Source organism: Aeromonas sp. FDAARGOS 1411, from assembly GCF_019047125.1.
Lineage (GTDB): Bacteria > Pseudomonadota > Gammaproteobacteria > Enterobacterales > Aeromonadaceae > Aeromonas > Aeromonas veronii.
In genome coordinates this window covers 2,107,758-2,128,002 of sequence record NZ_CP077214.1, presented here as the reverse complement: position 1 = coordinate 2,128,002, position 20,245 = coordinate 2,107,758, and the positions used below count along the sequence as shown (strand labels likewise).

13 protein-coding genes are annotated in these 20,245 nt (G+C 61.8%); 10 read left to right on the top strand and 3 right to left on the bottom strand.

The features are described 5' to 3' along the window. Nucleotides 1-117: 117 nt before the first annotated feature. Nucleotides 118-627 carry a VC2046/SO_2500 family protein gene (locus tag I6L41_RS09395; RefSeq protein WP_201993345.1) on the top strand — a complete coding sequence of 170 codons (510 nt, stop codon included), beginning with the start codon at nt 118-120 and terminating at the stop codon, nt 625-627. 111 nt (nt 628-738) lie between these two features. Here the strand turns inward: I6L41_RS09395 and raiA are convergent, their stop codons facing one another. After that, complete coding sequence (gene raiA / locus I6L41_RS09390) at nt 739-1,077, bottom strand: ribosome-associated translation inhibitor RaiA (RefSeq protein ID WP_005334257.1); 339 nt, start codon at nt 1,075-1,077, stop codon at nt 739-741. 368 nt (nt 1,078-1,445) lie between these two features. Here raiA and I6L41_RS09385 point away from each other — a divergent pair, with 368 nt between their 5' ends. The 3 genes from I6L41_RS09385 (at nt 1,446) to I6L41_RS09375 (ending at nt 7,127) form a co-directional block, all read left to right on the top strand. Continuing rightward, nucleotides 1,446-3,950, top strand: a complete 2,505-nt coding sequence (locus I6L41_RS09385; protein ID WP_216963591.1) for a bifunctional diguanylate cyclase/phosphodiesterase — start codon at nt 1,446-1,448, stop codon at nt 3,948-3,950. 99 nt (nt 3,951-4,049) lie between these two features. Continuing rightward, nucleotides 4,050-5,951: a transglycosylase SLT domain-containing protein gene (locus I6L41_RS09380; protein ID WP_216963588.1), complete on the top strand. Its 1,902-nt coding sequence runs from the start codon at nt 4,050-4,052 to the stop codon at nt 5,949-5,951. Nucleotides 5,952-6,128: 177 nt separating this feature from the next. Further along, entirely contained in the window at nt 6,129-7,127 is a 999-nt protein-coding gene (locus I6L41_RS09375) for a LacI family DNA-binding transcriptional regulator (protein ID WP_201990420.1), read from the top strand. Between the two features lie 77 nt (nt 7,128-7,204). Here I6L41_RS09375 and I6L41_RS09370 read toward each other — a convergent pair whose 3' ends face one another. Together I6L41_RS09370 and I6L41_RS09365 are read right to left on the bottom strand one after the other, a co-directional pair. Next, entirely contained in the window at nt 7,205-8,269 is a 1,065-nt protein-coding gene (locus I6L41_RS09370) for a 3-deoxy-7-phosphoheptulonate synthase (RefSeq protein ID WP_216963585.1), read from the bottom strand. A gap of 125 nt (nt 8,270-8,394) precedes the next feature. Further along, the gene (locus I6L41_RS09365) at nt 8,395-10,347 is read right to left on the bottom strand and encodes a TonB-dependent receptor (RefSeq protein ID WP_216963582.1); all 1,953 of its coding nucleotides are present in this window, start codon (nt 10,345-10,347) and stop codon (nt 8,395-8,397) included. Between the two features lie 266 nt (nt 10,348-10,613). Between I6L41_RS09365 and I6L41_RS09360 the strand changes: the two genes are divergently transcribed. From I6L41_RS09360 to I6L41_RS09335, 6 genes are all read left to right on the top strand, one after another. After that, complete coding sequence (locus I6L41_RS09360; RefSeq protein ID WP_216963579.1) at nt 10,614-11,762, top strand: isochorismate synthase MenF; 1,149 nt, start codon at nt 10,614-10,616, stop codon at nt 11,760-11,762. Next, nucleotides 11,759-13,405 (top strand): (2,3-dihydroxybenzoyl)adenylate synthase, encoded by a 1,647-nt coding sequence (locus tag I6L41_RS09355; protein WP_216963577.1) that lies wholly within the window; start codon nt 11,759-11,761, stop codon nt 13,403-13,405. The genes I6L41_RS09360 and I6L41_RS09355 overlap by 4 nt, the downstream gene beginning before the upstream one ends. After that, a complete protein-coding gene (locus I6L41_RS09350) occupies nt 13,402-14,334 on the top strand; it encodes an isochorismatase family protein (RefSeq protein WP_216963575.1) in 933 nt (310 codons plus the stop codon). Before I6L41_RS09355 ends, I6L41_RS09350 begins: the two co-directional genes overlap by 4 nt. Further along, nucleotides 14,331-15,098 (top strand): 2,3-dihydro-2,3-dihydroxybenzoate dehydrogenase, encoded by a 768-nt coding sequence (gene dhbA, locus I6L41_RS09345; protein WP_216963573.1) that lies wholly within the window; start codon nt 14,331-14,333, stop codon nt 15,096-15,098. Before I6L41_RS09350 ends, dhbA begins: the two co-directional genes overlap by 4 nt. 125 nt (nt 15,099-15,223) lie before the next feature. Further along, the gene (locus I6L41_RS09340) at nt 15,224-19,213 is read left to right on the top strand and encodes a non-ribosomal peptide synthetase (RefSeq protein WP_216963571.1); all 3,990 of its coding nucleotides are present in this window, start codon (nt 15,224-15,226) and stop codon (nt 19,211-19,213) included. Continuing rightward, a complete protein-coding gene (locus tag I6L41_RS09335) occupies nt 19,210-20,079 on the top strand; it encodes a hypothetical protein (RefSeq protein WP_216963569.1) in 870 nt (289 codons plus the stop codon). The genes I6L41_RS09340 and I6L41_RS09335 overlap by 4 nt, the downstream gene beginning before the upstream one ends. The last annotated feature ends 166 nt before the right edge of the window (nt 20,080-20,245 follow it).

The window sequence follows — 20,245 nt, the reverse complement described above, 5'->3', positions numbered from 1 at the left end:
CGAGGCGCATACTAACAGATCTTCCGGTTTTGTGAACCCCCAAGCAGGATTTTTCCATTAAAAGAATTGGATTTGTGGCCGATAACCAGTGAAATCGCCATTTTCGAGAGTTATCTCATGCTGCCCAGTTCAATCCGTAATCACCTGCTCGTCGATGAGGGCCAGTTGGGGCAGCGCCTCAACCGTGACCTGCAACATGGCGATCGCGCTGATTTCCGGTTGCATCTGGCCCTGCTGACCGATGCGGTGGAGGAGCAGCCCTGGTTTGATACCATACCGGCGGCCACTCCCCAGAGCCGTGACTGGCGTCTGCACTTTGATCTGAGACCGGCAGAGGTGCTGGTGGCTGAAGGGGCGGGGAGTGACTGCTGTGCCATCAATGAGCGGTTGCAGCAAGGGGGAAGCATGGTGGATGTGCGGCTCTGGCTGGCGCTGCAAACACCGCCGTTGGCGGTCAAACAGCCACTGCTCGATGAGGCTGTCTACGACAACCTGTCGCCGCTGGCGCGGGAGCGGTTGCAAGAAAAGCTGGCCGATGTGCCGAGGCAGGAGGATCCGCTGGTATTGCTGCCGATCCTCGATCGTTTGCAAGAGGGGGTGGATACCCGGTTGCACTGGCTCAGTTGATGGCGCTTGTTCAGTGGTGTAACGCGATGCTTGTCGGCAAATCACAGGCAACAAAAAGGCGGGTGACCCCGCCTTTATGCTCTTTAGAATTTTTAGCCTTGCGGCATGCAATCAAGCGTCAGCTTCATCCGGTTGCGGCTGCTCTTTGAGTGCGGCATTGGCACGACGGGCAATCGGCTTTTCGGTGTGACGGTTGAGTTGGCGCTCCAGTTTTTGCCCCAGTTCGTTGATGGCGGCGTAGAGATCCTCATGCTCTGCCTGGGCAAACAGTTTGCCGTTGGGGATGCCAGCACTGGCTTCGACAGTGAACATCAGACGCTCTTTGGAAACAATCACATGGGGTGTGATGAGAGGCACCTGAAGACGTTCGAGCTTTTCAAAACGGGATTCGATGCGCTCGCGGATAGCCGGGGTGATGTCGATGATTTTGCTGGTAATTTCGATTTTCATATTGGCCCCCTTCGGGTCGTCTTGCTTGTGTCTTCACCTTCAGATTACTCATTGGTAAAGATTGAAATGTGATCCATGTCACATAACCTTCCCTTGGCTATTCAGCAACTTATAAATTGTGATCTTTTCCGGTTTCGTGCCAAAAACAGCTTGAGCTCCATGAAACTGGCAGGCAGTATGACGGGAATAGGATCGTTTCTGTCCCTTCTTGGCAGCACTTCGTGTCGACCTCATGTCCGGTTTCCACTGCTTGATATCGCATGTTTGTACTCTTCCCTCGCAACCTCTGATCTCATGAGCGGATGCAGGGGGCGTTGCTATGCCTGATTGGACATCAAACGTGGTTGGTTGTTGTGTTGGAGTGGTAAATGAAGCAGCAGGCCACGCAAGTCATGTGGTTTTTCGATCGGCAACATGATCAGTGGAGTCTCTCTGATCAGGGGGCCTACCAGCAGTGGCAAGGGGAGGGCAATCATCCTTGGGCCGCTCGCCTGTTACCGGAAGATGAGGCAGGCTTTGCCGACTTTCTTGTCCGGCTTCATGAATCACATCTGCCTGAACAGTTCATCGGTCATCTGAAAGATGATCAGGGGCAGCTCAACCATGTGCTCTGGAGTGGCCAGTTTGTGCCCACCCAGCAGATCTGCTGTGGCTGGCTGGCCCCTCTTGATACCGCCAACAGTGCTGTCTCCTCCCTCAATCTCTCTTTGCCATTGCTGCAAACCACCCTGCTCACCCAGTTGGCGCAGGCGCTCTCTGCCCGCACCGGGCTCGATTTCTTCAATACCCTGGTTAGCCAGCTGGCTCATATCCTCAAGGTGGATGCGGTCTGGGTGGGGGAGTTGTGCGGTGCCGACCGGGTCAAAGTGCTGGCTGCCGACGGGTTGTCGCTTAAAGACTACCCGCTGGCGGGCTCCCCCTGTCAGGAGCTCTATAAGCAGGGGGCCATCTGTTTCGAGGTGATCGACGAGTCGCAGGAGTATCAACCCTGGCTGGCGGCCGAGCAGACTTATTATGGTCAGCCGCTGTTTGATGCCAGAGGCCAACTTCTGGGCCATCTGGCGCTGCTCTATTCGGCCCCGGCAGATACCAGCAATCTCACCTCGGTGCTCAATACCTTTTCGGTACGGATGGTGGCCGAGCTGGAGCGATTGCAATCAGATGCCCAGATGCGACTCTCTGCCGTTGCATTCGAGACCCACGAAGGGATCATCATCACGGATCCGGGGTTCAAGATCCTGCGGGTCAACAACGCCTTCAGCCAGATCACCGGCTTTGACAGCCAATCGGTGCTGGGCCTGCATCTGGAAGAGGATCTCTGGCCCAATCTGGGGGGGCTCGGTTACGAGCTCAATACCCTCAGCCGCTGGCAGGGGGAGACCCAGCGTCGCCATGTCGATGGTCACACCTATCCCCAGTGGGAGATAGTGACACCGGTGCAGGATGAAAAAGGGGTGATCAGCCACTTTGTCATCTGTTTTGAAGATATTTCCGAGCGCAAGGCGGCCGAGCGACGCATTCAGGATCTCGCCTATTACGACGAGCTGACCGGATTGCCCAATCGCCGTCAGCTCCACGAGACTCTGGTGCAGACCTTCAACGAGGCGACCCGCGATGGCTTGATTGGCGCGCTGCTCTTTATCGATCTCGATCACTTCAAGACCATCAACGACTCCCTCGGCCACGCTACCGGTGACTGGCTGCTCAAGGAGGTCGCCGCCCGTCTCAAACGGTTGGTGAGACAGGGGGATTGTCTGGCCCGCCTCGGCGGTGACGAGTTTGTACTGTTGCTGCCATCGCTCTCGGCGAGCCCGCCCCAGGCTGAGATGCAGGCCGATATCATTGCCGAACGGCTTATCACCGAGATTGCCGCTCCTTATACCTATGTGGGGCAGGTGTTGCACATCGGCGCCAGTGTCGGTATTACCCTGTTTCCGGATCGGGAGCAGGGGGTCGATGATCTGCTCAAGCAGGCAGATACCGCCATGTATCAGGCCAAGTCCGCTGGCCGCAAGACCCGTCGCTTCTTCGATGCCTCGATGCAGCAGCAGGCGGATCGCCGTCTGCTCATTCACAACGAACTGCGTAACGCCCTCAGCCAGCAAGAGCTGACCCTCTACTATCAGCCCCAGCATATGGTCGATGGCGGCGATATCATTGGTGTCGAGGCGCTCATTCGCTGGCAGCCAGCCGGTCGCTCGCTGGTCTCGCCGGCCGAATTTATTCCCATTGCCGAGGAGACGGACCTGATTGTCGATATCGGCAACTGGGTGCTGCACGAGGCGTGCGCCCAGTATGTGCTGTGGGAGGAGAACGGCATCCACATTCCGCAGATCTCGGTCAACGTCAGTGCCAAGCAGTTCCATGCCACCGACTTTGTCGAGCGGATCCACGATGTGCTGGCACAAACCGGCATGGATCCGGCCTGCCTCAATCTGGAGATCACCGAATCCGTGGTGCTGGGTCATGCCGAGGACACCATCAGCAAGATGACCGAGCTCAAGGAGCTCGGCATCAGCTTTGCCATCGACGATTTTGGCGCCGGTTACTCCTCTCTGAGCTACCTCAAGCGGCTGCCTGCCGATGAGCTCAAGATCGACCGCTCCTTCATTCAGGACATCCCGAAAGATGGCGACAACATGGCCATCGTCGAGGCGGTGATCGCCATGGCGCGACATATGGGGTTCAACGTCACGGCGGAAGGGGTGGAGTCCCGTCAGCAACTGGAGTTTCTCAAGGCGCAGGGGTGCAGTTTCTATCAGGGCTATCTCGCCTCCAAGCCGCTGCCGGTGCCCTATCTGGAGAAATATGTACAGCGGCTGACCAGACCGGAGCAACTGCGCGAAATGCAGCTGAGTGAGGCAGAAAAATAGTCCCTGCTCCCCGCTGTAGCGCTGCCCGGCAACGGGTAGAATGAGAGGCAGTAGACCCACCGCCACCGGGCGGTGTATTGCCCTCAATGGAGATGTTCAGTGAAAGCTGTATGGGGAATAGTTTTGTCGGCGCTGTTCGTGCCGACCCTGATGGCGCAGACTGCCGACCAGACGCTCTACCGTCAGGCGTATGACGCCGTACGGGCCAATGATCAGGCCCGTTTCCAGCAAATTCGTGCCCGTTTGACCCATTACCCCCTGCTCCCTTACCTCGATTACTATCAGCTCGCCTTTCGTCCGGGGGCGGCCGATTACAACGATGTGACCCGCTTTATCCGCCAGCATGGGGATACTCCCCAGTCCAACCGGCTGGAGCGCAGTTATCTGACCTATCTGGCCCAGAGCCAGCAGTGGTCGCAGTTCCTGCGCTTCTATCCGGCCAAGCCGAGCTCTACCGACCTGCTCTGCATGCACTATCAGGCGCTCTATTACACCGGCAAGCCGAAAGAGGCGTTGCAGGGGGCGGGCAAGATCTGGATGAGCGGCCAATCCCATCCCGATGCCTGCTCACCGCTGTTCCAGCTGTGGCAGGCATCCGGTCAGCGAACCCAGGAGAAGATCTGGCAGCGGATGACGCTGGCGTTCGAGGCGGAAAACCCCAACCTGATCCGCCACCTTGGCGCGACCCTGGGTAGCGGCTTGCAGAGCTATGGCGATCAGATGGTGACCCTGTTCGAGCAGCCCGCCAAGGCGATGAACCCGGCCTATTTCAGCAGCAACCCCTATTCCCGCAAGCTGCTCTCTCTTGGTTTGACCCGCTATGCCAATCAGGAGCCGGAGTCGGTGCTGCGCCAGCTTACGCTGTTTCGCAGCCGTTTTGGCCTGACCCAGGCCGAGGTGAAACCGGTAGAGCGTGCCATTGCCCGCCGCCTGCTGCTGGATCGCTCCATTGCCCAGCGCAGCTGGGTCGATAGCACGGTGAAAAAGCTGGCGGATCCCGACATTACCGAGCTGCGGGCGCGACTGGCCATCTGGGAGCAGGATTGGCGTGGCCTCTCCGGCTGGGTGAAGATGATGCCGATGGCCCGTCAGAAAGAGGATCGTTGGCGCTACTGGATGGCGCGCTCCCTTGAGGTGCAGGGGCAGCAAAAACCGGCGCGGGATCTCTATCTGGAGACTGCCAACCTGCGCGGTTTCTACGGCTTTATGGCCGCCCAGCGCACCGGCGTGCCTTATCGCATCAAGAACCAGAGCGTCAAGCATGTACCGGACTGGCGCACGGCCAGTCAGCGCTGGCCCTTCCTGTTGCGGGTGCGCGAATTGCTCTCGATGAACGAGATTGCTGCGGCCCGCTCGGAGTGGATCCACAACATGGATCGCAATCCGGTGGCCCAGCGCATCGAGTTTGGCCATATCGCCCTCAATCAGGGGTGGCACGAGCTGGCCATTCTCGCCAGCATTCGCGCCGAAGCGTGGGATGCCCTGGACCTGCGCTTCCCGCTGCCGCTCAAGCGCACCTTCTCCCAGATGGCGCAAGAGCGCACCATGAACACCAGTCTGCTCTATGCCATCTCCCGTCAGGAGAGTGCCCTCTATCCGCTGGCCCAGTCGCCGGTGGGGGCGCGCGGTCTGATGCAGCTGATGCCGGCCACCGCCAAAGAAACCGCCGGCAAGCTGGGGGTGCCCTATCGCAACGAGCAGCAACTGTTTGATCCGACGATGAATATTCGTCTGGGGAGCGCTTATCTCAAGCGCTTGCTGGATGTCTATGACGGCAACCGGATCCTGGCGGCAGCCGCCTACAACGCCGGGCCGGGACGGGTAAAACGCTGGCGAGAGCAGAGTGACAACAAGCCGATGGACGTGTGGGTCGAGAGCATCCCCTACAAGGAGACCCGCAACTACGTGCAAAACGTGTTGTCGTTCGATCTCATTTATCAGCACAAGCTGCAGCAGCCGCTGCGCTTCATGTCAGAGCGGGAGCTCAATCACGCCTATTGAGTCGGGGGCCGCCAGCCGGCCCCTGTTTTCAAATTTCCCTGCTGCCGGGTATCATCGGGTAAGGTTTTGTTACCAAAGGAAACATGCCTGGTGACCTGGCTCCGGGAATTGCATCAGGCCGCAGGGTATACTCGGGCGTCGGCACCGACAGGTTCCCCCACAATAAAGGAATGGATAGTGGCAACGATTAAAGACGTTTCTCAGCTGGCAAATGTGTCTATCTCCACCGTGTCGCGGGTTATCAACAACACGGCACAGGTAGCACCGGAAAAGCGTGAGGCCGTACTGGCGGCCATGAAGGAACTGAATTTTCGACCCAACAGTTTTGCCCAGGCATTGGTCAGCAAGCGTTCCAACTGCATTGGCGTGCTGGTGGGCGACCTCTGCGGCGGCCCCTTCTTTGCCCAGATGATGCGTGGCATCGAAACCATGGTCGATCAGGCCAACAAGTTCACCATCGTCATGTCTGGCAACCATGATATCGCGCGCGAGCGTCACGCCATTCAGGCGCTGCTGCAGCGCCAGTGCGATGCGCTGATCCTCCACAGCAAGGCGCTTCCGGACGAGGAGCTGAGCGAGCTCGCGGCTGGCTCTACCCCCATCGTTTTCATCAACCGTCAGGTACCGGGCTTTGAGGATCGCTGCGTCTGGCTCGATAACCAGGCGGGGATCACCACCGCGTGCCAGTACTTGCTGGATGCCGGGCATCGCAACATCGCCTTTATCACCTCCGATGATGAAGAGTTTGTCGATGGTCAGCAGCGGATGGCCGGTTACACCCAGACTCTGGCCAGAGCCGGGATCGCCTTTGATCCTGCACTCGTCAGCCGCGCCTTTGCCGACGAAAATGGCGGCTATGTGGCGATGAGTGAACTGCTGGCCCGTGGTGTCGAGTTCACTGCCGTGCTCGGTTTCAACGACGGCATGGTGGCGGGGGCGATCTCTTGCCTGCTGGAGCGGGGTTACAAGATCCCGCAGCAGGTGTCGGTAGTGGGGTTCGACGATATCCCTTACGCCCGCTACATCTATCCCAAGCTCACCACGGTGCGCTACCCCATCGAGGAGATGGGCAGCCGCGCTGCCGAGCTGGCGCTGCGCCTGCTCGATCACAAGCCGGTGGACGGCCTGGCGCTCAAGTTTGAAGCCCAGCTGGTGGAGCGGGAGTCAGTCGCCTGACGAGTGTCAAACAGCGAACAACAAGGTGGCCCCATCGGGGCCACAGTGTTTTCTGCGTTATCTGAATAATCCGCCATTTATCCCGCGAGGGCGATCCGCTGCTGACGGCGCGCCTCCACCCCTTCTGCCACCATATCGAGCAGCTGCCTTGTCTGTTCCCAGCTGATGCAGCTATCGGTGATCGACTGGCCGTAGCGTAGCGGTTTGCTGCCAATCTCCTGACGCCCTTCGCAGATAAAACTTTCCACCATGATGGCGGCGATGGCATGGCTACCAGCGCCCAGCTGGTCGGCGATATCTCGGGCAACCAGCAGCTGGCGGGCATGCTGCTTCTGGCTGTTGCCGTGGCTGCAATCGATCATCAGCCGGGGTGACAGATGATGCTGGCGCAGCAAGTCTCCAGCCTCTGTAACATGATTGCTCTGATAGTTGGGTTGGCGGCCACCGCGCAGGATCAGATGACAGTCGGGGTTGCCATGGCTGCGCACCAGTGCCAGCTGGCCATCACCGGAAGGCTGGGTATAGAGGTGGGCTGCCCGGCTGGCGAGGATCGCCTCGACCGCGATCCGGATATTGCCGTCGGTGCCGTTTTTAAAACCAATGGGGCAGGGGAGGGCCGAGGCCAGTTGGCGGTGGAGCTGGGATTCGGTGGTGCGGGCACCGATAGCGCCCCAGCTGATGAGATCCCCCAGATAGAGCATGCTGGTGAGATCGAGAAATTCGGTGGCACAGGCGAGCCCTTCCTGTCCAAGGGCCAGCAGTAACTCTCGGGCCTGGGATAGGCCCTTTTCCAGCCGATCGCTGCCATCGAGGTCGGGATCGAAGATAAACCCTTTCCAGCCGAGCGTCGTGCGCGGCTTTTCGAAATAGGTGCGCATCACCAGTTGCAGCTGCTCCCCGTATTGGTCCTGCAGTTCAGCGAGCTGGCCACCATAGTCGCGGGCGGCAGCCGGATCGTGAATGGAGCAGGGGCCGATCACCAGTAGCAGGCGATCATCCTCACCCTGCAGAATATGGCGGGCTTGCTGGCGGCTGCGTGCAATTTGGCGAGCGAGCCGTACCGGACAGGGTCTGGCCTTTAACATCTCGTCAGGGGTGGGCAATGTTGCAAGGGGTGAAGCATTCAGAAGTGAGGTGAACATGAGCGATCCTGATGAAAATGGAAATCTGCATGCTCTTTGCTGTCCAGTGGGGATCTCCCCCTTATTCTCTTGGTTAACAGAGCGCGGGCATGGGCCCGCGCTCTGTTATATCGGCCTTGGCTACCTTAGAAGCGGGCTGAGCCGCTGACGTAGTAGCTGCGACCCGGTTCGACGTTCTGGAAGACGGTGTCTTTCTCTTGCAGGCGCACGTCGGTCAGGTTGTTGATCCCCAGTCGCAGGTCAAAGTTCTCGGTGACCTTGAAGCCGGTGCCGAGATCGAAGGTCTGATAGCTGGGCAGCTTGTGCAGCACCACGGCCTTGTTGACGGTCTGCTCCGCATATTGGGTGCCGGTGTAGGTGGTGCCAACGAAGGCGTTGACCCGCTCGGTGGCCTGCCAGGTCAGTTTGGCGTTGGCCTTGTGCTCCGGCCGTTCGGGCAGGGCCTGACCCTGATCGCCTTCCGCTTTCAGGTAGGTGTAGTTGGCACCCAGATTGATGTCGTCGGTCAGATCGAGCCTGCCGGTCAGCTCCAGCCCTTTGGTGGTGGCCTTCTCCAAGTTGTACCAGGTGCGGTCAGTGGAGTTCGACAGCTGTTTGAAGGTGAGCATGTCGTCGATATCGGAGTAGAAGAGGGTGGCGCTGGTTTCCCAGATCCCTTCTCCTGCGATAACGCCCAGCTCGTAGTTGGTGCTGGTTTCCGGCTTGACCTTGTCACTGCCATAGATGCGGCAACTGCCGCCGCAACTCTCGATGCTGTAACCGTTGGAGTACTGGTGCGGCGCCGGTGCCTTGAAGGCCTGGCTGACCCCGCCTTTCACTGTCACCACATCGTTCATCTCATAGACCAGATAGCCGCGCGGGGTGAAGTGGCTGCCGTAGATCTCGTGGTGATCGTAACGGCCGCCCAGCGTGAAGGTCAGGCTGTCGGTCAGGCCAATTTCGTCCTGAGCAAACAGCGCCTCCTGAGAGTGACTCTCTTTGCCGCCGATATCCTTGTAACTCACCGCATCCACCAGCTCCCGATCCAGATATTCACCACCCAGGGTCAGGTAGTGGTTGGCCAGCGCCAGGTTGGTGTAGCCCTTGAGGGTCAAGGTGTTCTCTTCCAGTTCGCGCTGCTGCGGGGGCGAGTAGCTGGTATTGAAATCATCGATCTGGGAGCTTTCATAGTTGGCCATGACGGTGGTGTCACCCCAGCTCCAGTTCCCCTTGTGGGTCAGACCAAACAGGTTGCGATCGTTTTGCTGCTGGCGGCTGTGCACCTTGTTGCCGGTTTTACGGAAGATATCGAGAGGCCGCTCATCCTGGTTGTAGAGGTAATCCAGCTCGAAGCGCTGCTGCTCATCCACCAGCCAGCTGAGGGTGGAGGCGAAGTTGCGGGTCTGTTTGGCTTCGATAAGAGGGATGCCGTCAGCAGCTTCGGTGGGGGTCCAGGCTTGACGGTCATACACCTCGCCGTTCATCCGGATCAGCAGGTTGTCGGTCAGCGGGCCGGTAAAGCCCAGGTTGGTTCTGTGCTGATCGCCGCCATCCTTGCCTTCGATAGCCTTGAAGTCGGCATCGGCCGCCCCTTGCCAGGTTTTGCCCGGCTGCTTGGTGATGATGTTGATGACACCACCGATGGCATCGGAGCCGTAAAGTGCCGACATGGGGCCACGGATCACCTCGACCCGCTGGATCATGCCAAGGGGCACGGGAGTGTTGTCGAAGTTGCCGCCGCGCCACAGGGCATTGGAGGAGGAGAGGCGTTTGCCATCCACCAGTACCAGGGTGTACTTGCCGGACATGCCGCGAATGCCGATATCGCTGCGGCCATTGGTGTCAGCTTCAGCCTGAATGCCCACTTCGTGGCGCAGCAGGTCGGCAAGGTCATTGACGGGCGCGGCGGCGATCTGTTCGGCCGTGATGACAGAGATGGAGGCTGGTGCCGAGCGGGTATTGTGCGCCGTGGTGGTGACGGTGATCACTTCATCGGCTTGAGGGGCGTTGCTGGCGGCGATCGCTTGCTGGGTCAGCAGAGTGACGATGGTGGTGGCCAGCAGGCTGGGAGCAATAAAACGGGAGGTTGAGGATTTCATTATTTACATCTTCCATAATATACAAATGATAAGCATTATCATTATCAAGTTGAATTTGCTCCGATCGCAACTCTTTTTTATCGGCGAAGCTCAGTTTCGTTCGTCACCTTCTTTTGACTAAAAAGAAGTTAATGAAATTGATTCTCATTTGTATTGATCGTTTTTTCGCTCCTTGTTAGGATGCCGTTCACCCTGATATCTGGTGAGTCAAATGACTCACCTTAAGTCGTGTCAGGCAGTGATTCATTCCAAGGAGTAGCACCGTCATGTGTGACCATGCACTGGAAGGAGAGTGGCCCGCCACAGCGGCCGGGCTGGATAAAGTGTGCTGTTTTGCCAGCGGTGACAGGGTACTGGTCGCCTCCGGTATCCACGACAGTTTTACCGGCATCCCACCGGATAAGCTCCTTGCCCATCTGCGTCAGTTGCGCCAACAGGGGATGGTCAATCCCATCGCCATCGGCGCCATTCCGTTTGATACCCAATCCCCCTGGCATCTGGTGATCCCGGCGCAATCGCAGTGGGTCAAACGGGATGCGCTGTTGCCCGCCCGCTGTTGCCAGCTCCATGGCGAGGTGAGCGAAGTGACCGGCTCAGCCCACTATCAGGGGGCGGTGCGGGCGGCGTTGCAGCAGTTCAGCGAGGGGCAACTCGAGAAAGTGGTGTTGTCGCGCGCCATCGATGTGCAGAGCGCAGAGCAGACCTCCCCCGCACACGCCTATGGCTCTCTGCTGGCCCAGAATCCGGGGGCCTATGTGTTCCAGATCCCGCTGCCGGAGGGGGAGACCCTGCTTGGTGCCAGCCCCGAGCTGCTGGTATCGCGTAGCGAGATGGGGGTGGTGAGCAATCCGCTGGCGGGCTCCCGTCCGCGCCACGCTTTTCCTGATCAACAGGCGGCCAGTGCCGAACTGCTTGGGGCGCAGAAGGATCGCTATGAACATGCGCTGGTGGCCGATGCAGTCGCTGCGGCCCTCGCTCCCTTCTGTCGCGAGCTGGACGTCCCCCTGGAGCCGCAGGTGATCGCCACTCCTACCATGTGGCACCTCTCGACCCGCATCGCCGGGCGGCTCCATGAGCCCTCTCCCGTGCTGGCTCTGGCGCTGGCACTGCACCCGACGCCAGCGGTATGCGGCACGCCGCTCTCGGCAGCACGTCAGGCCATCGCCCGGCTCGAGGGGTACGATCGCCGCTTCTACTGCGGCGCCGTCGGCTGGATGGATGCCGATGGTAATGGCGAGTGGGTAGTCACCATTCGCTGTGGCGTGCTGGCTGGCAGGCAACTGCGGCTTTATGCTGGCGCCGGGGTCGTGGTGGGCTCCTCGCCGGAAGCGGAGTGGCAGGAGACCGCCGCCAAGCTCGGCACCATGTTGCGTGCCTTCGGCCTCGAAAGCCGGGAGCCGGAGGTAACCGCATGAAGCCGCTGGTGCCCTTTACCCCCTGGCCCGCCGAGCTGGCAGCCCACTACCGTGCGCAAGGGTGGTGGCGCGGGCAACCGCTCACCGCCCTGCTCGATGACTCCGCCGAACGTTATCCCGAGCGCACGGCCCTGATCTGCGGCGAGCGCACCCTCAGTTATGGCCAGTTAAAGCGTGAGGTCGATGCGCTGGCGGCGGGGCTGGCAGCGCGCGGGCTGGGCCATGGCGATACCGCTCTGGTGCAGTTGCCCAACTGCGCCGAGTTCTATATCTGCTGGTTTGCCCTGATCCGCTGCGGCGTAGTGGCTGTGCACGCCCTCTACAGCCATCAGCGGCGCGAGCTGGTGGCCTTTGCCCGCCAGATTGAGCCCGCCTTGCTGGTACTCAGCCCCTCCCATCCCGGCTTTGCCGGTGAAGCGGGGAGCCTCGCGGCCCTTGATGAGCTGGTATCTCCTTCCTGCCAGACACTGCTGTTCGAGCAGGCTGAAGGCTCCGATCTTCTGTCAGGATTTGCATGGCGTCAGCCTGAAACCGTGGATCGTGCTGATGGTTCGCCGCTGACGGCTATCGCGCCAACTCCTACCCCGGCCGATCAAGTCGCTTTTTTCCAGCTGTCCGGCGGCAGCACCGGCACCCCCAAACTGATCCCCCGTACCCACGATGACTATGGCTACAGCGTGCGCCAGAGCGTAGAGGTGTGCGGCTGGGATGAGCGGGTGAGCTATCTCTGCGCCCTGCCAGCGCCCCACAACTTTCCCCTGAGCTCCCCCGGGGCACTCGGGGTGTTTTATGCCGGTGGCTGCGTGGTGCTGGCAAAGGATCCCTCTGCAGCAACCTGTCTGCCGCTGGTGCAGTGCCATCAGGTCAACTGGGCGGCACTGGTGCCACCGGCTCTGGCGCTCTGGCTGGAGGCGGCCAGCCACTATCCGCAGGCCTCTCTGGAGTGTGTGCAGGTGGGAGGTGCGCGCCTCAGCCCGGCTCATGCCGATGCGGTAGCGAGCCGCCTTGGTTGCCGCTTGCAGCAGGTGTTCGGCATGGCCGAGGGGCTGGTCAACTACACCCGCACCGAGGATGACCAGTGGCACATCGTCAATACCCAGGGTTGCCCGATGAGCCCGGGTGACGAGGTGGAGGTGCGGGATAGCGATGGGCACCCCTTGCCCGATGGTGAGTGCGGCGAGCTCTGGACGCGTGGCCCCTACACCTTTCGCGGCTACTTCAAGGCTGATGCCCACAATCAGCGGGCTTTTGATCGGGACGGTTTCTACTGCACCGGCGATCTGGTCTGCCGCTTGCCCGGCGGTCATCTGATGGTGGTGGGGCGCAACAAGGATCAGATCAACCGGGGTGGGGAGAAGATCGACGCCCTCGAGATTGAAGAGCTGCTGCTGACCCACCCGGAGGTGCGGCAGGCGGCACTGGTCGCAATGCCCGATCCCATGCTCGGGGAGCGCAGCTGCGCCTTTTTGATGTGCCGCGAGCCCCTTAATCTGCCCCGCTTGCGCCGTTTCCTGCGCGAGCAGGGGGTGGCCGATTACAAACTGCCCGATCGCCTGGTGCTGGTGGAGCAACTGCCCCACACCCCGGTCGGCAAGATAGACAAACAGAGGCTGCGCGAGCAGCTCGCCAAGGAGTGTGCATGACCATTCAATCCCTCGCCGCCTATCCGCTGCCCACCGCTGAGGAGCTGCCCACCGGGCGGGTGAACTGGCCCTTCGAACCGGGCCGCGCCGCCTTGCTGGTCCACGATATGCAGCACTATTTCGTCGACTTCTACGGGACGGACAATCCGCTGATCAATCAGGTCATCGACCATATCGCCACCCTGATCCGTCAGGCGCGTGCTCTCGGCATGCCGGTGGTCTACACCGCTCAGCCCGCCGAGCAGAGTCAGGCCGATCGGGCGCTGCTCAACGACATGTGGGGGCCCGGATTGACCCGAGCGCCCGAGCGTCAACCCATCGTTTCGGCGCTGGCCCCCGAGCCGCAGGATACGGTGCTGACCAAGTGGCGCTACAGCGCTTTTTGCCGCTCACCGCTGGCCGAGCTGATGGCCGGATGGGGGCGAGATCAGCTGGTGATCTGCGGCATCTACGGTCATATCGGGGTGATGCAGACGGCGGTCGATGCCTTTATGCGCGATATCCGTCCCTTCCTGGTGGCAGATGCCATCGCCGACTTCTCACGCGAGGATCATCTGCTGGCGCTCTCCTATGTCAGCCGCAATGCCGGTCGAGTGATTACCGTGGCCGAGGTGATGGCGGCCAGCAAACGCCCTCTGACTCGCGAGTCACTACGTGCTCAGGTGTTGGCACGGCTGCCCGCCGAGATGCAGCAGGAGCAGCCTGCCGAGGATGACAACCTGCTTGACTACGGTCTCGACTCGCTGGCGGTGATGGGGCTGGTGGAAGAGTGGCGTCAGCAGGAGCTGGTGGTGGAGCTGGCCGAGCTGGCTCGCACGCCGACCCTGGCCCATTGGTGGGCGCTCCTCTCCCGTCAGCTGAATGTCAGTCAGGACACGGCTTATCAGGTCAACGAAGAGCACGTCAGCGAACCGGAGTGCACCCCATGAGCGAGTGGCAAGGCAGAACCATCTGGGTGACCGGCGCGGCGCAGGGAATTGGCCATGCGGTGGCGCGCACCTTTGCCGAGGCGGGGGCCAGCGTGGTGGCGCTCGATCTGCAACTGGCCGAGGCGCTACCCGGCAACGTGAAGGGGGTGGTGATCGACGTGAGTGACAGCGAGGCCGTGACCCGCTGTTGCGAACAGCTGCTGGACGAGGGGCTGGGGCCCGATGTGCTGGTCAATGTCGCCGGCATACTGGCGACCGGCAGGATCGATGAGGTGGATGACGCCCTCTTGCAGCGCACCTTCGCCATCAACACCTTCGCCCCCTTCTACCTGATGCGGGCCCTGACCCCCTGGTTTCAGAGGCGGCGCAGGGGCGCCATCGTCAATGTCTCCTCCAATGCCGGTCGGGTGCCGCGAGTGGGGATGGGCATCTATGGCGCCTCCAAGGCGGCGCTGACCAGCCTCACTCAAACGGCAGGGCTGGAACTTGCCCCCTATGGGGTGCGCTGCAACCTGGTGTCGCCGGGCTCGACCCGCACCCCCATGCTGTACGGCATGTGGCAGGAGGGGGAGGCTGAGCAGCGGGAGGGAGAGCAGCGCACCATCGCGGGCCTGCCCGGGCAGTTCAAGCTGGGGATCCCCCTTGGCAAACTTGGGACCCCCGACGAGGTGGCTGCCTGCGTGCTGTTTCTCGCCTCCGATGCCGCCAGCCATATCACCCTGCAGGATCTGGTGGTCGATGGCGGTGCCACCCTGGGGGTTTAGCCAGCGCACTGCCGATCTGGCAGGCGTGACACTCTCTTTATGGAGGAGGCTTGGCCTCCTCGCTTTTCAGCCATGCGGGCAGGGGCAAGCCACTGCTCGCTCGATGTTTGCGCAAGGACATTCCCATGGAACAGACAATGGCGATGCGCGCCACCCACCAGCGTGGTGAGCTGCCGCGCTGGCCGCTTACCACGGCTCAGGCGGGCATCTGGTTTGCCCAGCAAAAATACCCGCAGAGCCCCGCCTGCAATACCGGCGAGTACTGGCTGCTGGAGGGGGCGCTGGCACCCCATCACTTCACCCGCGCGGTGCGCCAGACTATCGACGAGATCCCCGGTCTGCACTGCGCTTTTGTGGCCACTGCCGATGGTCCGCAGATGGTGGCCAACCCCGCTTGCTGGCAGCTGAGCGAGCGGGATCTGCGCAGCGAAGCCGACCCGCTCGCCGCTGCGCAGGCCGAGATGCGTGCACAGTTGGCCGTCCCCTTCAATCTGGCCGGGGGGCCGCTGTTTACCACGACGCTCTATCGCCTTGGCGAGGGGCGGTGGGCCTGGTTTATCGCCGTGCACCATATCGCCATCGATGGCTTTGGCCTGAGCCTGCTCTGCCAGCGGGTGGCAAATTGGTATGAGGCGCTCTGTGCCGGCGAGCAGCCTGTACCCTGCCGTTATGCATCCCAGCAGGAGTTGCTGGCTGAAGAGGCGGCCTATCAGGATTCGCCACGCGCCGTTCGGGATCGCGATTTCTTCGTGCAGCAGCTGGCCGGGGTGGAGAATCCGGCGTCGCTCTCCCGCCGTCCGGCGCAAGGGGCGGGCCCCACATATCGTCTTGAGCAGCGGCTGGCTGGCCGCCAGTGGCAGGCATTGGTGGCACGGGCGAGTCGTTCGGCCTGTCACCCCTACAGCCTGCTGCTGGCGGCGGTGGCCAGCTATGTGCAGCGGATGAGCGGCGCTGGCGAGGTGGTGCTGGGTATTCCGCTGATGGGGCGGCTAGGCTCAGCGGCGGCCGATACCCCCTGCATGAAGGTCAATGTGGTGCCCCTGCGCATCGAGCTGAGCGGCACCAGCCGGGTAGGGGAGTTGCTGGCACAGGTCGAGCGGCAATTTGCCGCCCTGCGCCGTCATCAGGGCTGCCGTCAGGAGTGGTTGCAACAGCGTCAGCCGGGTCAGCCGCTGTTTGGCCCTCAGGTCAATTTGATGCCCTTTGCCCGCACCCTCAGCTTTGGTGAAGGACACAACCAGGTTCGTGGTGAGGTGCAGGTGCTGGCGGCGGGGCCGGTGGAGGAGTGCGCCTTCTACTTTGGCGAGGAGGCAGGCGCTATGACCCTGACCCTCGAAGCACATCAGGGGCGCTTCAGCCAACAGGAGAGTGAACGTCATCTGGCCCGGCTGGTAGCTTATCTGGCGGCCTGGAGTGAGGCGGGTGACGAAGTCGAGGCTGTGCGCTTGCCGCTGCTGCTGCCCTGCGAGCAGGCTGAGCTGGCGCGCTGGAACCAGACCGACTATCCGTTGCCGATCACCACCCTGAACGCACTGCTGGCCGAGGGGCTGGCGGCGGCGGATCAGAGCGCCATCGCGCTGGAGTGTGGCGCCGAGCGCTGGAGTGTGGCTGAGCTGCGCCAGCGTACCCGCCAGCTGGTCAGCTATCTGGCAGGGAGGGGCGTGGGCCCCGGTTGTCGGGTGGCGGTGGTGATCCCGCGCTCTCCCGAGCTTATTCTCGCCCAGCAGGCCATCATGGCGGTGGGGGCCGTCTATGTGCCCGTTGATCCGGACTATCCGGCGGAGCGGATCGGCTACATTCTCGCCAGCAGCGATCCTGCGCTGGTGTTGACCAGCCATACGCTTCAGATGCCGCTCGACGTGGCCGCGCCACTTGTCTGCCTAGATGCCCCCGGTGTGGCAGAGCAGCTGGCGACGATAGACGTGGCGGGGATAGCACCTTGTGATCTGCCAGCCCCCAAACCGGAAGATGCGGCCTATATCATCTACACCTCCGGTTCGACCGGTCGGCCCAAAGGGGTGGTGGTGAGCCATGGCGCCATCGTCAACCGGCTGCTCTGGATGCAGCACATGTATTCCATCGGTCCGGCGGATCGGGTGCTGCAAAAGACCCCGGCCGGTTTCGATGTCTCCATCTGGGAGTTTTTCTGGCCCTTTATGACCGGGGCGCGGCTGGTGCTCGCCAAACCGGGCGGCCAGAAGGATCCCGCCTACCTTGCCGAGCTGATTGAGCAGGCCGGGATCACCACCTTGCACTTTGTCCCCTCCATGCTGCAGATCTTCGTCGCACAAGCCGAGCCTGCCCGTTGCCGCGCCCTGCGGCAGGTCTTCTGCTCCGGCGAGGCGCTGCCCGCGGATCTGGTGCAGCGCTGGTATGGGACATTCTCAGCCCCCCTGCACAACCTCTATGGCCCGACCGAGGCGGCGGTGGATGTCACCTGGTATCCCTGCCGGGCAGACGAGGCGGTGACCAGCGTGCCCATCGGCTATCCGGTCTGGAATACCAGCATCTACATTCTTGACCCCTGGTTGCAGCCGGTGCCGCCCGGTGTGGCAGGCGAGCTCTGGATCGGCGGCGTGCAGGTGGCGGAGGGCTACTTTGGTCAGCCCGAGCTCACCGCCGAGCGCTTTATTGCCAACCCCTTCGGCGCGGGACGGCTCTATCGCAGCGGCGATCTGGCTGCTTGGCGCGAGGATGGCGCCATCGAGTATCTGGGGCGACTCGATTTTCAGGTGAAGATCCGTGGCCAGCGCATCGAACTGGAGGAGATCGAACAGGTGCTGCTTCGCCATCCCCGGGTGGCGCAAGCGGTGGTGCTGGCCCCCGAATTTGCCCCCGGCGATCGCCGTCTGGTGGCCTACGTGGTGGCCGCAGATAGCAGCGAGTTGACGCTGGCCGAGTTAGCACCCGCCCTTGGCGCCGCGCTGCCCGACTACATGGTGCCGGGACTGTTGGTTACTCTGGCCGAGCTGCCGCTCACCCCCAATGGCAAGCTGGATCGCAAGGGGCTGCCGCTGCCTGATATGGCGTCGGCGGTCGGTCAGTCACTGCCAAAAAACCTGCTGGAGGAGCGGCTTTGTCGCCTCTTCGCCGAGATACTGGGGCTGGAGCGGGTCGGCGCCGACGATAACTTCTTTGCCCTCGGCGGCCACTCCCTGCTGGCGGCGCAACTGGTGGTGCGCATTGAAGAGTCGACCGGACAGGCGCTCACTTTGGCCAGTCTGTTCGAAGCACCGAGCCCTGCCCAGCTGGCGCGTCGTCTTGGCGGCGAGCGGGAGGCGATGCCCATGCTGTTGCCCCTGCGGGCGCATGGTGCGCAGTCTGGCACATCGTGCCCCACCCTCTTTTGCGTCCACCCCGCAGGGGGGCTCGGCTGGTGTTATGCGCCACTGGTGCCCCATCTGCCGACCGACATGGCGGTCTATGCCCTGCAGGCGCGGGCGCTTTGTCAGCCGGATGCGCCGCTGCCCGCCAGTTTCGACGAGCTGGCACTTGACTATGTGACCGAGCTGCGTCGTCAGCAGAGCGAGGGGCCCTACTGGCTGCTCGGCTGGTCCCTCGGGGGCATGCTGGTGCACCGGATGGCCGCCATGCTGCAAGAGCAGGGACAAGAGGTGGCCATGGTGCTGCTGCTCGATGCCTACCCCTGCCAGCAGTGGCAGACCCAGCCGTTGCCCGACGAGCAGCGGATGCTCGATGCGCTGCTGCGGATGGGGGGGATTGCGGTTGCGGACGAGGCGCTCGACTCCCTCACTCGCGACGAGGTGGTGGCCCGACTGGGGGCGGAGGGGAGTGCGCTGGCCATGCTCGACGAGCAGGTTGTGAGCGCCATGATTGAGCAGGTGGGCCACAACAACCGGCTGATCCGTGAGCCGGTCAACTACTGCTACCACGGGGAGGTGATCTTTATCGAGGCGTCAGCCTCCCGCCAGCCCTGGCTGGATGGGCGTGGCTGGGCGTCGCTGACAAAAGGGGAGATCCGCTATGAGCGCTTCCTCTGCCTGCATCAGGAGATGGTGCATCCCGACTGGTTGGCGAAGATCGGCGCTTTTATTTGTGAGCGGGTCTATGGGCTCGGGCAGCAACCGCACATCCGGCAGGAGGGGGACGCATGACCCCTGTTGCCGCTATCAGGGAAGCTTTGCAGGCGGGCAAACTGGTGGGGCTGGGGGAGCCGCATTGGCACCCGGATTTTATCCGGCGCCAGCACGCCTGGCTGCGTGATCCGGCGCTCTGGGGAGTCATGACCGATCTGGTGCTGGAGTGCGGCAATCGCCGCCATCAGGGCTTACTCGATGCCTGGCTGACGGAGCAGGAGAGCTGGCAGGGTGAGCCGCTCACGCTGGCGCGGCTCTATCCGGTCTGGCTCGACTCCTGCGCCTTTCCCGCCTGGATGGCCCCCGAGTTTCCGGCTCTCTTCACCGCTCTGCGCCAGAGCAATCTGGCGCGCCCCGAACATGTGCGGCTGCGGGTGCATCTCTGCGAGCCCTTATTCGAGTGGCAGGAGATGAGCCCGGAGCTATGGCAGCAACACAACAGGGGGCGGGATCGGGCGCTGGCCGATTATCTTCTTGCACTTCCCGCCCGCGGCGTGGTGGTGCTGGCGGGGGCGCGCCATCTGCTCAAAGCCGCAGGAGATCCCCACTTTGCGCAGCCGACGCTGGGCCAGTTGCTGGAGGCCGCAAGGCCGGGTTGGCTGCAGGTGCTTCACCCCTGGCCAATGGTTGATGGGAAGGGAAATGAGGAAGAGGAGCGGGTGTGCGAGCTGGCCGGGATCGCGACGGCCGACCTCTATCCTCACTGGCCGGCGCATCCGCCGCTGGAGACTCTCATCGATCGATTGGTGCGCGTGGCTGACCGGGGACGGGAGATGCGAATTTGCCCTACCTTGCTGGCCGAACCCTGGCGCAGCCACTTGCTAAGTCGCGCTCACTTGCTGCCAGTTGGCATGGCCCGCCAACTGCAACACTGGCTGGCGTAACTGCTGGTTGGAGTAACGGCGGACCGAAGTAACAGCTAACTGAAGTAACTGCTGACTTGAGTAACTCAATGGGGGAGCAAGGCTCCCCTTTTTCACATTTTGCATCCTGCATTCAGCGCTGCAAAGTTGCACCATTTACGGCATACCTTGCCACTCATCGCCGAAA

Bases quoted from the DNA above. Each gene is read 5' to 3' on its own strand.
- I6L41_RS09395 (WP_201993345.1), top strand. From the start codon at position 118: ATGCTGCCCAGTTCAATCCGTAATCACCTGCTCGTCGATGAGGGCCAG.
- raiA (WP_005334257.1), bottom strand. From the start codon at position 1,077: ATGAAAATCGAAATTACCAGCAAAATCATCGACATCACCCCGGCTATC.
- I6L41_RS09385 (WP_216963591.1), top strand. From the start codon at position 1,446: ATGAAGCAGCAGGCCACGCAAGTCATGTGGTTTTTCGATCGGCAACAT.
- I6L41_RS09370 (WP_216963585.1), bottom strand. From the start codon at position 8,269: ATGTTCACCTCACTTCTGAATGCTTCACCCCTTGCAACATTGCCCACC.
- I6L41_RS09365 (WP_216963582.1), bottom strand. From the start codon at position 10,347: ATGAAATCCTCAACCTCCCGTTTTATTGCTCCCAGCCTGCTGGCCACC.
- I6L41_RS09360 (WP_216963579.1), top strand. From the start codon at position 10,614: ATGTGTGACCATGCACTGGAAGGAGAGTGGCCCGCCACAGCGGCCGGG.
- I6L41_RS09355 (WP_216963577.1), top strand. From the start codon at position 11,759: ATGAAGCCGCTGGTGCCCTTTACCCCCTGGCCCGCCGAGCTGGCAGCC.
- I6L41_RS09350 (WP_216963575.1), top strand. From the start codon at position 13,402: ATGACCATTCAATCCCTCGCCGCCTATCCGCTGCCCACCGCTGAGGAG.
- dhbA (WP_216963573.1), top strand. From the start codon at position 14,331: ATGAGCGAGTGGCAAGGCAGAACCATCTGGGTGACCGGCGCGGCGCAG.
- I6L41_RS09340 (WP_216963571.1), top strand. From the start codon at position 15,224: ATGGAACAGACAATGGCGATGCGCGCCACCCACCAGCGTGGTGAGCTG.
- I6L41_RS09335 (WP_216963569.1), top strand. From the start codon at position 19,210: ATGACCCCTGTTGCCGCTATCAGGGAAGCTTTGCAGGCGGGCAAACTG.